Here is a 14,905-nt window from a genome sequence, read left to right on the forward strand (position 1 = left end):
TCATCGAACTCACATTAATAATAAATCTTTCACCGAAGACGAGATTAATCTGCGTTGAGAAATTGCAAATATCCATTGCTGAGTTCTTTTACAGCCAAGTCATAAAATTGCTTACCATGTTCTGGTGTGGCTAAAGCGGGATTTGAACCCATCCGTCCATCTGGGTAACGGTTGCGAAAGTCAGTCGCACTATAAATGTTGTGTCCCCGCGCTACTTCAGAAGAAAGGGGTGCTTGCTTAATTGCTTCGGGATAAACAAATTGAGTGACAGCTACTTCACTGGGAGTTGCATGAGAACCTTCTTGATCAGCATATAATTCTTTAGCTAACTCATATACAGATCTGCACATAAACCAATTAGCTAATTGACATTGCACTTGATGAGCATGGGAAATTTGTAAATCTTCTAGGTAAGCATAAGTTTCTGAAAAAGCTGCTTTAAGGGTAGCAATGTTACCGCCGTGGCCGTTGATAAAGTAGAACTTCTTAAAACCAACTTTGACTAAACTAGTGACGTAATCTCGGACTACTTGAATTAAAGTGCTAGGACGGAGACTAATTGTACCGGGAAAGGCGGTGTGGTGTAATGCCATCCCCACATTGATTGTAGGGCCAACGATCGCCCCAGTTGCTTCACCCACACCACGAGCGATCGCTTCTGCACAAATTGCATCAGTACCAATTAACCCCGTTGGCCCGTGTTGTTCTGTAGAACCAATGGGAAAAATCATTCCCTGAGATTGCTGTAAATAAGCTTCAACTTCTGGCCAAGTACTCAAATGCAGTAACATTTTTAATCTATTTCCTCATAAAAATTGTGGTGGAAAGCCAATTTTGCTTTTGTGATTAACTCACCACTAACTCGACTTTAGCCAAATTCAGCAATTCTCACCGGAGTAATTGTTGAGCGATCGCATCTAGGGTATCAGATATTAGTCGCAGCAAGAACGTACAGGTGGCATTACACTATGCTGGCGATAATCTGCTAAATATTGCTCTAAAACACTAAATTGCCGAATATTTAAACTGTAATAAATCCAACGTCCTTCTTGACGAGAGTTAACTAAGCCAGCTTCTTTCAGAGTCTTGAGGTGAAATGAGAGTTTTGACTGACTTACCCCCAACACCTCACATAAATCACATACACAAAGTTCTTGCTGTCGCAATAGTTCTAGTACATTAATCCGCAGAGGATCAGAAAGAGCATGAAAGCCCGCAGCAATTAAATGTGGAATAGTGGAAGAGGGTGTTTGCATGAAATGTTGATGGGTGGGAGTAGGGGGTACAAATATTATTTTTGAGTGCAGATAAGTAGAAATTGTTTTGTGCAACTGCTTGTTAATTTAGACTATCGGCTGATTTCCTGACTCTTGTCTGCCATCTTCGTTAAAAAATTGTTACATTTTTTGTGGATAGACAATTATTCCTTGACGCATCTCATCATGTCCAACAGCCTCTTACAGCCATTATCTCCAACAACCACAGAAAATTTACCTGCTGGTGGACTAGACCCAGAGCGCTTTGACTGGTTAGAGGTCTGGTATCCCGTCCACTACGTCGCAGATTTAAATAAATCCCAGCTAACGCGCTTCACCTTACTAGAGCGAGACTTAGTTTTGTGGTGGGACAAAAATGAACAGACTTGGCGAGCCTTTGAAGACCAATGTCCCCACCGTTTAGCGCCACTTTCCGAAGGCAGAGTTAACAAAGATGGTTGGCTAGAATGTCCCTATCATGGCTGGGCATTTTCGGGAACAGGCAAATGCGAAAGCATTCCTCAACAAGCACCAGGCGGAAAAGCCGAAACATCTCCCCGCGCTTGTGTAAATTCATTACCAACCACAGTCAGGCAAGGCTTATTGTTTGTTTATCCTGGTAAAGCCGAGAATGCCGCCAAAACACTAGTTCCTATCGTTGACGTTTTAGAAGAAAATACTGAAGGCTGGGTTTGCCTGAATACCTTTCGAGACTTACCTTATGATGCGTTGACCTTAATGGAAAACGTTCTCGACTCCAGCCACATTCCTTACACCCATCACCGCACTGTCGGCAACCGCGCCAATGTTGCACCTGTAGAATTAGAAATTGTCGAGTTAGGTAAATGGGGATTTAAAGGCCTTTGGCAAGAAGGCCCCCGCAAAGGCACTTTAGGCAAACAAGATACTACCTTTATTGCACCGGGGTTGATGTGGCATGATCTCACATCTAAGCAGTTTGGCAGAACATTAACAGTCGTTTATGCAACCCCCATCCGCAAAGGAGAATGTCGCTTATTTGCCCGTTTTCCTTTCAAATTCTCATCAAACTTACCAGGGTTATTTCTCAAACTCACTCCTCGCTGGTACTCCCATTTAGGACAAAACGGTGTACTAGAAGATGACCAGATTTTCTTACATCACCAAGAACGTTACCTAGAACAAAAAGGTGGCACTGATAACTTTACTAAAGCATTTTATTTACCAACTAAAGCTGATATTTTTGTATTTCAGTTACGTTCTTGGGTGAAGCAATATTGTGCAGAATCATTTCCAGGTGAGACTTTACCGCCACCACTCCCCAAAGAAGCTTTATTAGATAGATACCATTCCCACACGAAACATTGCAGTAGTTGTCGAACTGCCCTAAAAAACCTCCAGAGGTTGCGTTTAGGAGTGGTGGTAGCAACAGCATTAATTTGGAGTTTATTATCTTTATCAGTATTATTTCCCGGTGATAGTTCTCACATCACGGTGATTATTGCCAACTTAGCTGTATTACTCGGTGGCGGAATTTGGTTTGGGTTAGGCAAGTTAGAACAACAGTTTTATCAAGGGCGAGAAATTCCGCCGAGAAATATGTAGCAAAGCAAGGTTAGGTGGAGCAACAGCGAAACCCAACAAGGTTTTGATAATATTGACTGTCTAACTTTTGTGTGTAAATTCTGATTCAGTTGGGCTAGTTTTTCGCCACCAATTTTTGAGAATGATTGCTGACCAAAAAATAAATCCCAATATCGCCAAACCTGTTAAGCCATCAGTCCAGATTAACAAGTGCATTTTGGCTGAGAATTGGGAGAATTTTCCATAAAGATAATGTCCTGGACTGGTTATACCTGTTAAGGAATAGATGAACAGAAAAGCATAAGCCAGCCAATACTTTTGATATTTATACAACCAATATCCAGTAATTCCTATGGCTGTGAGAATCAGCCATGTTTGATAAACGGCTGGGGCAGTAATCCAAGCTGGTTGGGGATATTGCTCGATGAATAAATAATTATCAGTGTAGTGAATAAATGTAGAAATAATGCTGGCAATGAGCAGGATTTTCAATAATCTGTGAGGGTTAAATTTAGAATTCATCATCAGGTTTATATATTTGAGTTTGCATAGGAATATATCTTGTTATAAAGATACAGCAGTTTGCATATTTATGAAATAGTGTAGAGACGTTACATATAATGTCTCTGCATGGTTTTGGATTTTACTCCTTCGTATTCCCAGCCTGCACAGAGATTTTCAGGAACAGGTTCAAGCATTGATCGTCTAGAGGGACAATAAAAGTCAAGACTTTGGAGTAATATCTCATGGTTGATTAATGCAAAACTCTCCGGATAGCTGTTCTTGCTCCCGTATGCTTACCCTTCCCATTCTGGAATGACATGGTTAACATGGGTTGAACATATTTTTCATGATTCAACTTTATGGCTAGAACACCGAATGAATACGCTGTACACCTCTTCCTGGAAACTGGCCATCGTGAGGAAGTACGGTTTCCCACTATTCAAGAATTCCAAAAATGGTATAGTGGCGAACTAGTACCCAAGTCTGCCTCGAATGATTTTATTAGTGTACCGATCAAGAATATTCAAGGAGAGTATATGGTTGTCCGTCCATCTCGGATTGTAGCAATCCGGGTAGAACCACTGTTTAGTTCTAGTGTTGAAAGATTCGACTAAATCATGAGAAAAACCCTTGCTTTGGCTTCTTTGAGTCTGGGAATTGCCCTTGTAAACACAATTTGGCCAGCTGTTGCTCAAGTTCCGACGACAATACCGTTACCTGTACCGTTACCTACACAGCCAAGCACTCAGCCTGAGTTACAACTACCACTCGAACCAGTAGCAATCAGTAATACTTGTACTCCTGTATCTACTTGCTTGGGATGGGATGAGCAAATTTTTGGTCGTAAAGGTAAACCAGGCGATCGCAAAGCTCTTTTAGTTGCCATTGATAATAGTTTAGATTATTTGGCAAAAGATAAAGCGATCGCCGCCTATAACAATTATCCGGTGCCAGGAATTACCCGCGATCGCGTGCGACGCAGTTTATTGCGTTTTCGGCAATTAGTAGTAACTGCTAAATCTGCCAGCCAACTCCAAGCTGCGATTCAGCGGGAGTTTGTGTTTTACAAGTCCGTCGGCAATGATGGCAAGGGTACTGTTAAATTTACTGCTTACTATGAGCCTATTTATCAGGCCAGTCGCGTTAAAACTTCTATATATAAGTATCCCCTTTATCAACTCCCGCCGAATTTTGAGCAATGGGCTAAACCCCACCCAAAACGGATTGATTTGGAAGGAAAAGACGGTTTACAGGGTAATAAAAGCCAGTTGCGCGGTTTGGAATTAATTTGGTTCCGCGATCGCCTAGACGCATATATGGTACATATCCAAGGTTCTGCTCAAATCAGGTTAACTAATGGCAAAAATACTTCTGTAGGTTACGCCGGGGGAACTGATTACCCTTGGACTAGTATTGGTAAAGAACTCGCCAAAGATGGCAAACTGCCATTAGACGGCTTGACAATGCCTCGGCTGATCAGCTTTTTCCGCCAAAATCCCTTAGAGTTAAATAATTATTTGCCCCGCTGGGAACGGTTCGTTTTCTTTAAAGAAGCTCCTGGGAGAAAAGCTACTGGTAGTATTAATGTCCCAGTCACAGCCGAACGTTCGATTGCTACCGATAAATCTCTCATGCCTCCCGGCGCACTAGCAATCATTAATGGTTCATTCCCCTATCCGGCTGCTGGTGGCAAATTACAACCTCGGAAGGTGAGCCGTTTTGTCTTAGATCAAGATACAGGCAGTGCCATTAAAGGGCCAGGCAGGGTAGATTATTTTATGGGAACTGGTAAACTGGCAGGCGATCGCGCTGGCATTACAGGTGGCAATGGTTCACTATATTATTTACTGCTGAAAAAATAGCGCATAAAGTACGAAGTCTGAAATTTCAGACTTCGTACTTTAGTAAGGTGGATAGCCAAAATCATCTTCATCAGCATAAACATAGGAACTAGAAACACCAGCCATCACGGGTTTACTAGTTTCTGTTCTGACAGGTTCCTTACCAAATTCCTTATATTCTTCAAAATATTTGCAGATAATTGCTGACTCAGGCGCATCAGAAGCAATCAGATATTGTGTTAATGTCCCAACTGTTGGATGTTTGTAATCTACAGTAGAAGCAACTAACACCGTGTTAGGTTCAATTCCTCTTTCTTCACACTCAATAATCGGACAAAAAATTCCATGCGCGTGGAACAATGGCCCTTTTGGTGTTACAGGTTGTTTACGATATACAGCATAGGTTCTTTCTAACTCTGCAACAAAACCACTCACAACTTTGCCTTGTTGAAACTCACAATAGGTTTTGCTGAAACTTGCTCCGGCTGCACCATTGAGGGTTAATTGTAGTGGCAAGTCATGTAAAAATTTCTTATCTTCACTAACTAAAAAAATTAAATATCGCGTAAAAGTTTTAAATTTGAGTTTATCAGCCAAAAAGGCATCATAATTTTCTTTTAACGTACCTAATTTCAGCCCTGTTTCGCGGTCTTTGACTGACAAAGGCCCTCGACGCACTATCACCAGGCGCGGAGTAGTAGTCATAAAAACTGTTTCGACACCAGAGCTAAATTCATGCTCTACTTGCTGCCAATTTTCATCCGGCTGAAAGCCCACAGCATTAGCATTATCTAACTTGACGGCGAGACCATAGGTTTGCATCCCATCTGTGCCATACCGAGGATTAATCATCTGACACCAAGGAATGACTTGAGAAGGCGGTGCATTAAATTTCTCGTCCTCAAAGTCGAACTTAGCAGATGCTTTCATCGTTTTAGGCTGTAGGTGTGTTTTGCTATTCAAGTTTACCGTGATGCGCTGATGTGGGAATCGTATCTTCCATTTGTACCATTCAAATGGTACATTAAGCGCATTCTGAAGTAGATTTTAACAGGAGGGACTAGAGATTATCTCGCAACCAAATATAAAAAATCTTTTCCCCCTACACCCCTACACCCTGTATCAAGTCAGAGAGTTAAAATAAACCCATCACTACCAGATGCAGTCATCTCCTCATGTCCTTCGCCAAAGAACTAGATGCTCCTCAAGCAACCCCAGAAGATGTTATCTTTCCTCCAGGTGATTTATACAGCGATGAACCTCCCTTGGAAACAGAACTACATCTAGAGCAGATTATGCTCTTACTCAAATGTCTAAAGTGGTTGTGGCGAGACAGGAACGATTTCTACGCTGCTGGAAATCTAACTATTTACTACAGTTGGAATAAACGCAAAGATGAACACTTCCGGGGGCCAGATTTCTTTGTCGTGCTGGATACAGAACGTCGAACTCGCAAAAGTTGGGTCGTTTGGGAAGAGGAAGGGAAATACCCTAACGTAATTTTAGAAATTCTTTCGGAATCAACGGCGAAAACAGATAAAGATTTAAAGAAAAAACTATACCAAAATACCTTCCGCACACCCGATTATTTTTGGTTCGACCCAGAAACTCAAGAATTTGCCGGGTTTCATTTAGTTGATGGTCAATACCAAGTTCTAGAACCCAATGCTCAAGGATATTTGTGGAGTCAGCAGTTAGGTTTATACTTGGGGATTCATGAAGGATTATTGCGATTTTTTACCCCAGAAAACCAATTAGTTCCTACGCCAGAAGAAGCAGCAGAATTTGAACGTCAGCAAAAAGAACTAGCGCAAGCACGAGCCGAAAAGTTAGCAGCTAAACTGCGGGAATTAAATATCGACCCAGAAACAATTGATTAATAGGCAATAGGTGATAGGTTACAGGTGATAGGGGAAAGTTTGCGAATCCATGAGGACTTACGCATAAATGTTAATTGTTGAGCCTGGGTGTCAGGGTTTTGAACACCTACACCCCTACACTCCTACACTCTTATACCCTTACACCCCTCATTTTGATATATTATGCGAACGATCGCCGAAATTAACGAGAAAATCAGCCGCCAGCGTGCAGTCGTTTTCACAGTAGAAGAAGTCAAAGCACGAGTCGCAGAAGTCGGCGTGAGCAAAGTTGCTAAAGAAGTGGATGTAATTACCACTGGCACATTTGAACCAATGGAGTCTAGCGGTGCGATTATTAATCTCGGACACACCGATCCCCCCATCAAAATGCGCCGTTGTTGGATCGATGGTGTACCAGCATATACAGGGTTTGGGGCTGTCGATTTATACTTGGGTGCTAGTTGTGCAGTAGATACAATGGACGGCGAAGAAGTCCGCGAACGTGGTGGTGGTCACGTCATTGAAGATTTGATTGCCGGTAAACAAGTACAAGTGAGGGCGCAAGGGCAAGTCACCGATTGTTACCCACGTGCAACTTTTGAAACAACTATTACCCGTGACACCATCAATCAATTTTATTTATTCAATCCCCGTAACCTGTATCAAAATTTTATCGTGGGTGTGAATGGTGGCGATCGCCCACTTTTTACTTATCTCGGCCCTTTACAACCTTATCTCGGTAACGCTGTCTACTCTAACCCTGGGGCAATTTCTCCTTTATTCAACGACCCCGATTTGCAACTAATTGGCATTGGGACGCGGATTTTTTTAGGCGGCGGTATCGGCTATATAGCTTGGGAAGGTACGCAACACTTCCCCTTACAAAAGCGGTTAGCTAATCGCACACCTATAGGCCCTGCTGCCACCTTAGCCTTAATGGGGGATGCGAAACAAATGCAAGCCCGTTGGGTGCGTGGTTGTTATTTTAAAAGTTATGGCCCTTCGTTAATGTTGGGTGTGGGGATACCATTCCCCGTATTAAATGAAACTGTAGTCGAACACTGTGCAGTGCAAGACAAAGATTTAGTCGCGCCCATCGTCGATTTTTCCATTCCCCGGCGCGTGCGTCCTACCTTTGGGTTAGTGAGTTACGCCCAACTCAAATCTGGGCGACTCACCATCGAAAATAAACCAGTGCGAACGGCACCTTTAGCCAGTATGTCTTTATCTCGGCAAGTTGCCCTAGAGTTAAAACAATGGATTACTGCCGGCACTTTTACCCTAACAGAACCAGTCGCCCCAATTCCAATGGAGCGATCGTTCTTACCCCAAGACCGTTGGACAGATTTTTAAGAAGGCAAAATGCAAAAATAAAAAGGCAAAAGCAAGAGCTAATTCTTACCTTTTACCTTTTTACTTTTAACTTTTTACTTTTAACTTTTTCCTTACTCTTGCGGGGGCTTTTGTTTCTTAATCGGTTTAGGAGCAGGAGTAGTAGTTTTTGGCAGAGGTTTGGACACAGCCGAGGCTTCACCGCCGCCTATTTTCTTGATTGGGCGTGGGCTGGGGCTGTCTCCGCCAGTGCGTCTGGGGGGGAATGGTCGGCGACCACCACCGCCACCACCACCACGGAAACCACCAGGGCCACCTCTTTGGGGTGGGCGGCGTTTTTTGGGTAGATCTGCGATCGCTTCAGCCGTTTCTATGGCTAATAAATCACCATCTCGTTTCACTTGGAAGTCCCAGAACTTACCTACCGCTTTGGTGGTGAGGACACCTTTGAGTTTTAGCTTAAAGTATTTAGGTTTTTCATCGTGTTTACGAGCAGCCTGCTTAATTTTGACAACCAAGTTCTTGTCATCAAAAGACTGGTAAACTACCTCGCCACGCACAGAAAAACCACCATCGGGAATATCTGATGAAGGTTTGATGTCACTTTTATCAGTTACAGCATCATCGGCTTGTGGTAATTCATCATCTGGCAAATCTTGTGCTTGCTGTTTTGCCAGATTTTCTGGTTCCCAAACGCCCACAATTTGCAAATGTAAGGCATCATTTTCTTGCTTAGTCCGTGGATAAACTACCCACAGATGATTTTTTTCTAAATCAAGATGATTCTTCACTAAGCTCATAATGCGACCGAGGAGAACGGCCTGGATTTCCACACCATCCGCAGTCAGGAGCGTACCTTGAGTAAACTGTTCACTGCTTGCAATGTAGCGACCCCGGACTAAGCCAATCGCTCTGTACTGCATTGGTTCGCTGGGTGGGGGAATCGGTTGCTGTCGATTGGCTAAGTTAGCATCGTTGGCGGTCTCATCAGGGTCAATAGACGAATTTTCCGATTCCGAAATTGGAGCTGCTACTGTTGGTACATCAGCGGCTATATCTATATCGGTTTCAGGTTGATTGGACTCAGACAAATTAGAAGATTCAGGCGAAGGCATCAGGTCGGAATTCATAAAAACTCCTTGCGGCGGAGACACATCCCATTGTGGGATTTTACTAAAGCAGCTGGAAAGAGCGTTTGTGCGGCTGATGAAAGTATATTTATTTCCATCAAGGCACACGACAACGCCCAATACAATTTAAAAACGCTAAATTTACATTTATACTCTAAATGTTTAATCTAGCGTCTAGACACCAGTTTCGGAAGCATATCATAGGTATAACTCTGACGGCTCCCCCTAAAGTCATCACTTACTTTAGCAGCGGAAATAGTTATTTGTTATAAAATTCACAGGCAATTGGCGGTATTCCGCAAAGTTTTGGAAATTTTTCATTTCCGATTTGTTAAGGAGGCAGAAGGACGAAGGCAGGAGGCAGAAGGGAATCTCTATAAATAAATGGAGATTTAACAACAAAAGAGACTCTTCATTTGTGGCGCGACACGGTTCAAATTACATTTGTTGACTTTGTTCATAAATAAATTTTCTCCTCCTGCCTCCTGCCTCCTGCCCTCTGCCTTTCTTCATTCATAATGTCATTAGAGTTCTGGAGAATTACACAACTGTGTCTCAAACGCGTAATCGTTGGATAGTGCGAGTCATCTTGGCATTAGCAGTTCTCATGTTTGTAGGTGTATCTATAATTCCTATCATTAGCGCTTTCAATAGCCCGACACCGACAAGCCAGAATACTGCTCCCAAAGGTAACTTGGCCTCCTCTGACCAAAAATCAAAATTGCAAGACGAAGTACGGGGTTATGAACTAGTTTTACAACGGGAACCTGAAAATCAAACTGCCCTTAAAGGTTTATTACAAGCGCGGCTACAACTTTTAAGCCTGAATCAAGGTGATGTTCAAGGAGTAATTGCCCCTTTAGAAAAATTAGCTAAACTCAACCCCGAAAGGTCGGAATATGGAGTCCTCTTAGCTCAAGCCAAGCAACAAATTGGCGATAAGGAAGGAGCCGCCCAAGCATATCGCACAATTCTTGATACTAAACCCGGTGATTTGAAGGCTTTACAGGGTATGGTAGCGCTGCTACTAGACCAACAACGCCCAGAAGCTGCGATCGGTCTATTACAAGAAACTTTAAATAATGCTACTCAAGCCAATAACATTCAGCCGGGAAGCGTGAATGCGATCGCTGTACAGGTGCTGTTAGGCAATGTCTATGCTGCTCAAAAACGCTATCCCCAAGCTGCTAATGTCTATGACCAAGCAATTAAGAAAGATCCCAAGGATTTTCGCCCAGTCTTAGCGAAAGCAATGTTATTAAAGGAACAAGGGAAAACAACTGAGGCAAAACCTTTGTTTAATAGTGCAGTAAATTTAGCGCCTGCTCAATATCGAGACGAAATTAACAAAGCCGCCACTGCTTCCGCCACTCCTTCGCCTGCTGCAACTTCCGCACCTGCCCCAGGAAATACTCCCAAACCATAAGAAATTGGGTGGTTTAAGATAACTCTAAAAAATAAATGTTTTGGGGGTTTCTGTGGCAGGAACCCCTAATAAATGCAAAAATACCTATCTGGAGTGATAAATGGCACCTCCACCAATTCACCCAGGAGAAATTCTTGGGGATGAAATCACAGAACTTGGTATGACATTTTTACGTTAGAATTACCGCGCTTGTTAATTCAACGCTATCAAGTGCGACTGATTATTTTTTCTCCAGATGAGGAGGCGATTAGAGACTATTTATAAAGTAAATCTTTAGACGACAAGACGACGCAACATAATCCGAGTCATAACAGCATATATAGCAGCTTCACTCATTTCGGGTAGGCGCTCATAATCTTTGCTGAGACGATGATATTGGTTAAACCACCCAAATGTTCTTTCGACTACCCAACGTTTCGGTAAAACCTGAAATTCTGACTCGGTACGCCGTATGACTTCAACATGAGCTTGGATCATCAACCAAACACAAAGAGCAAACTTATCACCGTCATAACCGGAATCAACCCATAAAACTTCAACTTTCTCAAGTAATTCAGGACGCTCCTCTAACAATTCCATCAAAGCATAGGCAGCAAGCACTCGCTCTGGGGCATTTGCTTCACTTACAACCACTTTCAACAATAATCCCAGGCTATCAACCAAAGTCTGTCGCTTTCGCCCTTTTACCTTTTTACCGCCATCAAAACCGTACACATCCCCCTTTTTTGGTCAGTTTTAACTGACTGACTGTCTGCGGCGAGGGCGCTGGGTTGTGTTGATTTACCTAATTTTAAGCGAACCTGACCGCGTAATGAATGGTTTAATTTTTCCCATACCCCTTTGCGCTGCCATTTGCGGTAGTAGTTGTATACAGTTGAGCTGGGCGGGAAGTCTCCCGGAAGCATATTCCATTGGCATCCTGTCTTCAGGTGATAGTAGATAGCGTTGCATACCTCCCGCATATCAGTTGTGCGCGGGTGTCCTCCTTCTTTCGCTGGTGGAATCAAGGGGGCTAGGATTTCCCACTCCATATCTGTTAAGTCTGTGGGGTAAGACTTTCGCGCCATACCTAACTATGTAAATACACTACGTTTAATGTATCTTATCGTTGTCATAACTCTTTTCTTTTCGCTTTTAGATTTACTTTATAAATAGCCTCTTATCAAATGGCAAAAGTAGAACAATATCGGCAACTTATTCGAGAACTTTTACAGGCTTACAGCGAAATTAAAAGTAGTAACGAAGAAGTCGAGGCTGAAGTTATTTTTGATCAAGAGCATGATCGCTATCAATTAGTTCATGTCGGCTGGTCAAACAAACGGCGTGTATATGGTTGTGTTTTACACTTAGATATTCAAAACGAAAAAATCTGGATTCAGCACGATGGTACTGAAGGCGGTATTGCTGATGAACTTACTAGCCGGGGTGTACCAAAACAAGATATTGTCTTAGCCTTTCATTCTCCTTTTAAACGACAATTTACAGAGTTTGCAGTTAGCTAATACCATTTTGGATTTTAGATGAGATTTTCTTGCATAAATCCCACATTCCGCACCTGAAACTTAGGAAGATGTGGAGACAAACTAATAGGAATTACGCAAAAAACCTCTCAAACTCTCATTCCTCCGTGTCACGCCAGTTTCTTCTCCTCCTCGGAGACGCTACGCGTAGCTTGCTTCCCCGTAGGGGTACAAGTCGGCAAAGCCGCCCATCACACTGGCTTCTCTGGGTCTCTGTGGTAGCCTGCGGCAAGCAGCGATCGCGTCTACGTTATTCCGTAACTCGTGCGTAAGTCCTGACTAACAAGGATAAATTTTAGTCATTTACTGTTTTACACTCAGCAAGCTCCTCAAGGAAATTATTGGGGGCTTTATTAATGAGAATAAAAGACATAAAAAAGTAGGGTGATAAATTTTCACCCTACTATTAATCATCTGCTAGAAACTTATCACACAAATTTATCTTGTTGACCTTGAGAACAGCGGTCAAACCATTCTTGATATTTGTGTTTGAGTGATTCATCTTCACATAAAATAGATACTCGCACTCGCTGACAGCCATGATTTTTTTCGAGAGCGATCGCATTTAATAGTAAGCTGGCGATCTTAGGTGAGCTAAATTCTCCACTCACTGCTAAATCACTGGCGAAGCTACTACCTGCTGTACTTCCAGCGTCAGTTAAAGCAATCTCAGAAATTTCTTCTAAACCTAAATCAATTTCTGCAAGCTGCTTGTGTTGTGGACTAACTTGTTCCACAATTAACTTTTCACGTCGGACAGGAACTTGTATCATCCGGGTTTCAATTTCTTTACGAACAATTACTTCGCCAATTTTATGTATACCACTATCAACTACTAACTTTTCTTCTAGTAAACGTACAATTGTTTCTTCCGAAAATTCTTCTAAATTAGCTGTTTCCATACTACTATTTTCTATTTTAGCCTGGACTAATTTCTCGTTAGTATTATCAGATAATACCTGATATCCAATGATTTGATGTTTTAAATCTTCAGGCATATATTCAATTGCTGCTGTATCTATGTTTAAAAAAATAGATTTACTAATAGTGTCGATTTTTTGAATTTTTTGACTCCACACTACAGCCAACTTTTCTTTAATTACTGGTTGTTCGCTTTTTTGGATAATATTTACCTGTTGGGAGATAACTAAATTTAGTTGCCGCTGATTATCTAAGATTAAATCTTTGACTTTGCCAACCAGTTGACCTTGATTATCTATAACATCAAAACCTGCGACCTTGATTTTTAAGGTTGCTAATAAGTTATTAATACTAGGTTTTTGGTTAATATGTTCAATATTATTGATCATTAGTTGGCTATTTATCACCCTAATTTGATAATTCCAAGTACAGGTAAAGCAGATTAACTCACTTGACCTGTACTATGTCTAATTAATGATTAGTCAATAATTAATTAACTAATCATTATTGTGAATTAGCGTTCTTCAATGGGGAGTCCGGGAGCATTCACGTCTAACTCTTCCCGGCGTATTGTTTCTTGAGCCTCAACGGTATCTTGTTCTACCACTTTTCTGACTCTAACTTCTTCTCGGACAAATGCTTCTTTGCGAATGTCAGCAGTTTCTTCGTAAATTTCTACACGCGCAACTTCCCCTTCACGGAAGTCAGCTTCGCCAGGAGAAATAGTTCTACCAGCATCATCGGGGGTAATGCGTTCGATTACAACATGTTCACTTTCTACGGGAACTGCTACTCTTGCAGTTTCAGTTTCTATGCGCTTACCAACAGCTACTTCGCCAGTTTTTTGACGTTTCTTATTTGCAACTAGGCGCTCTTCATATAGCCTCAAGGTTTGATGATCTCGATCATTTAACCCAAATAAATTAGGCTCTTGGTCGTAATTATAGGTGTCATGGGTGAAATTTGGTGTGGTAACAGGTGTAGCTGCTGTATAATCTGTATCTAATGTTGCAGTTGTATCTACAGGTGTGGCTGTGTCTACAGCCGTGGTGCTATATTTTGGATTGCGATAAACGCCTCGTACGCGTTCTTCATAATCGTAATCAACTTGGCGTTCATCAAATTCTGGTAAGTCTTCTGCTTGGTCTCTTGTCATGCCAACAGCATAGACGCGATCGCGGCCATAATCAATACGGCTTCGACCTACTGGCAATAATACTTTTTTACCAAAAATCCAGAAACCTAAGTCAACAACTAAATAACGAAAATGTCCTTCGTCATCTACTAAAACATCATTGACTGTACCGATTTTTTCATCAGTTCCTTCTGTATATACGCCTAACCCTTTAATATCCTTCTCTGGAAAAGAGTCACTATAGTTAGGATCAAATTCATTTAATTTGTAAAGAGCCATTATATTTTACCTCTGAACTCTTATAAGACTTTCGACTATTAATGTAAAAATTTATTCCCTAAAATACATCTTTCTCTCGAATGAATTGCTTCAAGCCAAAATTATCAAAAGTGATAGATTTTCATGACTCAGCAAATTT

At 41.9% G+C, this 14,905-nt stretch carries 15 protein-coding genes; 7 read left to right on the forward strand and 8 right to left on the reverse strand.

Translation table 11 applies throughout. The features are described 5' to 3' along the window. Nucleotides 1-44 precede the first annotated feature (44 nt). A complete protein-coding gene (locus tag NOS7107_RS09845) occupies nucleotides 45-791 on the reverse strand; it encodes a creatininase family protein (RefSeq protein WP_015112823.1) in 747 nt (248 codons plus the stop codon). Between the two features lie 141 nt (nucleotides 792-932). Continuing rightward, nucleotides 933-1,256 (reverse strand): helix-turn-helix transcriptional regulator, encoded by a 324-nt coding sequence (locus NOS7107_RS09850; protein WP_015112824.1) that lies wholly within the window; start codon nucleotides 1,254-1,256, stop codon nucleotides 933-935. A 186-nt stretch (nucleotides 1,257-1,442) separates the two neighbouring features. On the opposite strand from NOS7107_RS09850, the gene NOS7107_RS09855 reads away from it, so the two are divergent. Further along, a complete protein-coding gene (locus NOS7107_RS09855; protein ID WP_015112825.1) occupies nucleotides 1,443-2,840 on the forward strand; it encodes a Rieske 2Fe-2S domain-containing protein in 1,398 nt (465 codons plus the stop codon). A 60-nt stretch (nucleotides 2,841-2,900) separates the two neighbouring features. Here NOS7107_RS09855 and NOS7107_RS09860 read toward each other — a convergent pair whose 3' ends face one another. Then, on the reverse strand, nucleotides 2,901-3,344 hold the full coding sequence (locus NOS7107_RS09860) for a hypothetical protein (RefSeq protein ID WP_253274540.1): 444 nt from the start codon (nucleotides 3,342-3,344) through the stop codon (nucleotides 2,901-2,903). A gap of 338 nt (nucleotides 3,345-3,682) precedes the next feature. Here NOS7107_RS09860 and NOS7107_RS09865 point away from each other — a divergent pair, with 338 nt between their 5' ends. Together NOS7107_RS09865 and NOS7107_RS09870 are read left to right on the forward strand one after the other, a co-directional pair. Beyond that, entirely contained in the window at nucleotides 3,683-3,937 is a 255-nt protein-coding gene (locus NOS7107_RS09865; protein ID WP_015112827.1) for a hypothetical protein, read from the forward strand. 3 nt (nucleotides 3,938-3,940) lie between these two features. Continuing rightward, nucleotides 3,941-5,185 (forward strand): murein transglycosylase A, encoded by a 1,245-nt coding sequence (locus tag NOS7107_RS09870; RefSeq protein WP_015112828.1) that lies wholly within the window; start codon nucleotides 3,941-3,943, stop codon nucleotides 5,183-5,185. 39 nt (nucleotides 5,186-5,224) lie between these two features. Here NOS7107_RS09870 and NOS7107_RS09875 read toward each other — a convergent pair whose 3' ends face one another. Further along, nucleotides 5,225-6,094 carry a DUF5895 domain-containing protein gene (locus tag NOS7107_RS09875; RefSeq protein ID WP_015112829.1) on the reverse strand — a complete coding sequence of 290 codons (870 nt, stop codon included), beginning with the start codon at nucleotides 6,092-6,094 and terminating at the stop codon, nucleotides 5,225-5,227. A gap of 245 nt (nucleotides 6,095-6,339) precedes the next feature. On the opposite strand from NOS7107_RS09875, the gene NOS7107_RS09880 reads away from it, so the two are divergent. Further along, nucleotides 6,340-7,044, forward strand: coding sequence for a Uma2 family endonuclease (locus NOS7107_RS09880; protein WP_015112830.1), 705 nt, complete (start codon nucleotides 6,340-6,342; stop codon nucleotides 7,042-7,044). Between the two features lie 162 nt (nucleotides 7,045-7,206). Next, complete coding sequence (locus NOS7107_RS09885; RefSeq protein WP_015112831.1) at nucleotides 7,207-8,376, forward strand: homocysteine biosynthesis protein; 1,170 nt, start codon at nucleotides 7,207-7,209, stop codon at nucleotides 8,374-8,376. Between the two features lie 92 nt (nucleotides 8,377-8,468). Here the strand turns inward: NOS7107_RS09885 and NOS7107_RS09890 are convergent, their stop codons facing one another. Further along, nucleotides 8,469-9,485, reverse strand: coding sequence for a hypothetical protein (locus NOS7107_RS09890; RefSeq protein WP_015112832.1), 1,017 nt, complete (start codon nucleotides 9,483-9,485; stop codon nucleotides 8,469-8,471). A gap of 550 nt (nucleotides 9,486-10,035) precedes the next feature. Here NOS7107_RS09890 and NOS7107_RS09895 point away from each other — a divergent pair. Then, entirely contained in the window at nucleotides 10,036-10,911 is an 876-nt protein-coding gene (locus NOS7107_RS09895; RefSeq protein WP_015112833.1) for a lipopolysaccharide assembly protein LapB, read from the forward strand. A gap of 273 nt (nucleotides 10,912-11,184) precedes the next feature. On the opposite strand, the gene NOS7107_RS27755 is transcribed toward NOS7107_RS09895, so the two are convergent. Further along, nucleotides 11,185-11,978 (reverse strand): IS5 family transposase gene (locus NOS7107_RS27755; RefSeq protein ID WP_085999800.1). Its coding sequence is split into 2 segments (ribosomal slippage): nucleotides 11,185-11,639 and nucleotides 11,639-11,978, totalling 795 coding nucleotides; the frame shifts between segments, so codons are not numbered across the junction. A 99-nt stretch (nucleotides 11,979-12,077) separates the two neighbouring features. Here NOS7107_RS27755 and NOS7107_RS09910 point away from each other — a divergent pair. After that, nucleotides 12,078-12,413 (forward strand): XisI protein, encoded by a 336-nt coding sequence (locus NOS7107_RS09910; RefSeq protein ID WP_015112834.1) that lies wholly within the window; start codon nucleotides 12,078-12,080, stop codon nucleotides 12,411-12,413. A 446-nt stretch (nucleotides 12,414-12,859) separates the two neighbouring features. On the opposite strand, the gene NOS7107_RS09915 is transcribed toward NOS7107_RS09910, so the two are convergent. Together NOS7107_RS09915 and NOS7107_RS09920 are read right to left on the reverse strand one after the other, a co-directional pair. Further along, nucleotides 12,860-13,741 (reverse strand): DUF2382 domain-containing protein, encoded by an 882-nt coding sequence (locus tag NOS7107_RS09915; protein WP_015112835.1) that lies wholly within the window; start codon nucleotides 13,739-13,741, stop codon nucleotides 12,860-12,862. A gap of 125 nt (nucleotides 13,742-13,866) precedes the next feature. Continuing rightward, complete coding sequence (locus NOS7107_RS09920; protein WP_015112836.1) at nucleotides 13,867-14,766, reverse strand: DUF2382 domain-containing protein; 900 nt, start codon at nucleotides 14,764-14,766, stop codon at nucleotides 13,867-13,869. Between the last annotated feature and the right edge of the window lie 139 nt (nucleotides 14,767-14,905).

This window comes from Nostoc sp. PCC 7107 (genome assembly GCF_000316625.1).
Classification (GTDB): Bacteria; Cyanobacteriota; Cyanobacteriia; order Cyanobacteriales; family Nostocaceae; genus Nostoc_B.

Bases quoted from the DNA above. Each gene is read 5' to 3' on its own strand.
- NOS7107_RS09845 (WP_015112823.1), bottom strand. From the start codon at position 791: ATGTTACTGCATTTGAGTACTTGGCCAGAAGTTGAAGCTTATTTACAG.
- NOS7107_RS09850 (WP_015112824.1), bottom strand. From the start codon at position 1,256: ATGCAAACACCCTCTTCCACTATTCCACATTTAATTGCTGCGGGCTTT.
- NOS7107_RS09855 (WP_015112825.1), top strand. From the start codon at position 1,443: ATGTCCAACAGCCTCTTACAGCCATTATCTCCAACAACCACAGAAAAT.
- NOS7107_RS09860 (WP_253274540.1), bottom strand. From the start codon at position 3,344: ATGATGAATTCTAAATTTAACCCTCACAGATTATTGAAAATCCTGCTC.
- NOS7107_RS09865 (WP_015112827.1), top strand. From the start codon at position 3,683: ATGGCTAGAACACCGAATGAATACGCTGTACACCTCTTCCTGGAAACT.
- NOS7107_RS09870 (WP_015112828.1), top strand. From the start codon at position 3,941: ATGAGAAAAACCCTTGCTTTGGCTTCTTTGAGTCTGGGAATTGCCCTT.
- NOS7107_RS09875 (WP_015112829.1), bottom strand. From the start codon at position 6,094: ATGAAAGCATCTGCTAAGTTCGACTTTGAGGACGAGAAATTTAATGCA.
- NOS7107_RS09880 (WP_015112830.1), top strand. From the start codon at position 6,340: ATGTCCTTCGCCAAAGAACTAGATGCTCCTCAAGCAACCCCAGAAGAT.
- NOS7107_RS09885 (WP_015112831.1), top strand. From the start codon at position 7,207: ATGCGAACGATCGCCGAAATTAACGAGAAAATCAGCCGCCAGCGTGCA.
- NOS7107_RS09890 (WP_015112832.1), bottom strand. From the start codon at position 9,485: ATGAATTCCGACCTGATGCCTTCGCCTGAATCTTCTAATTTGTCTGAG.
- NOS7107_RS09910 (WP_015112834.1), top strand. From the start codon at position 12,078: ATGGCAAAAGTAGAACAATATCGGCAACTTATTCGAGAACTTTTACAG.
- NOS7107_RS09915 (WP_015112835.1), bottom strand. From the start codon at position 13,741: ATGATCAATAATATTGAACATATTAACCAAAAACCTAGTATTAATAAC.
- NOS7107_RS09920 (WP_015112836.1), bottom strand. From the start codon at position 14,766: ATGGCTCTTTACAAATTAAATGAATTTGATCCTAACTATAGTGACTCT.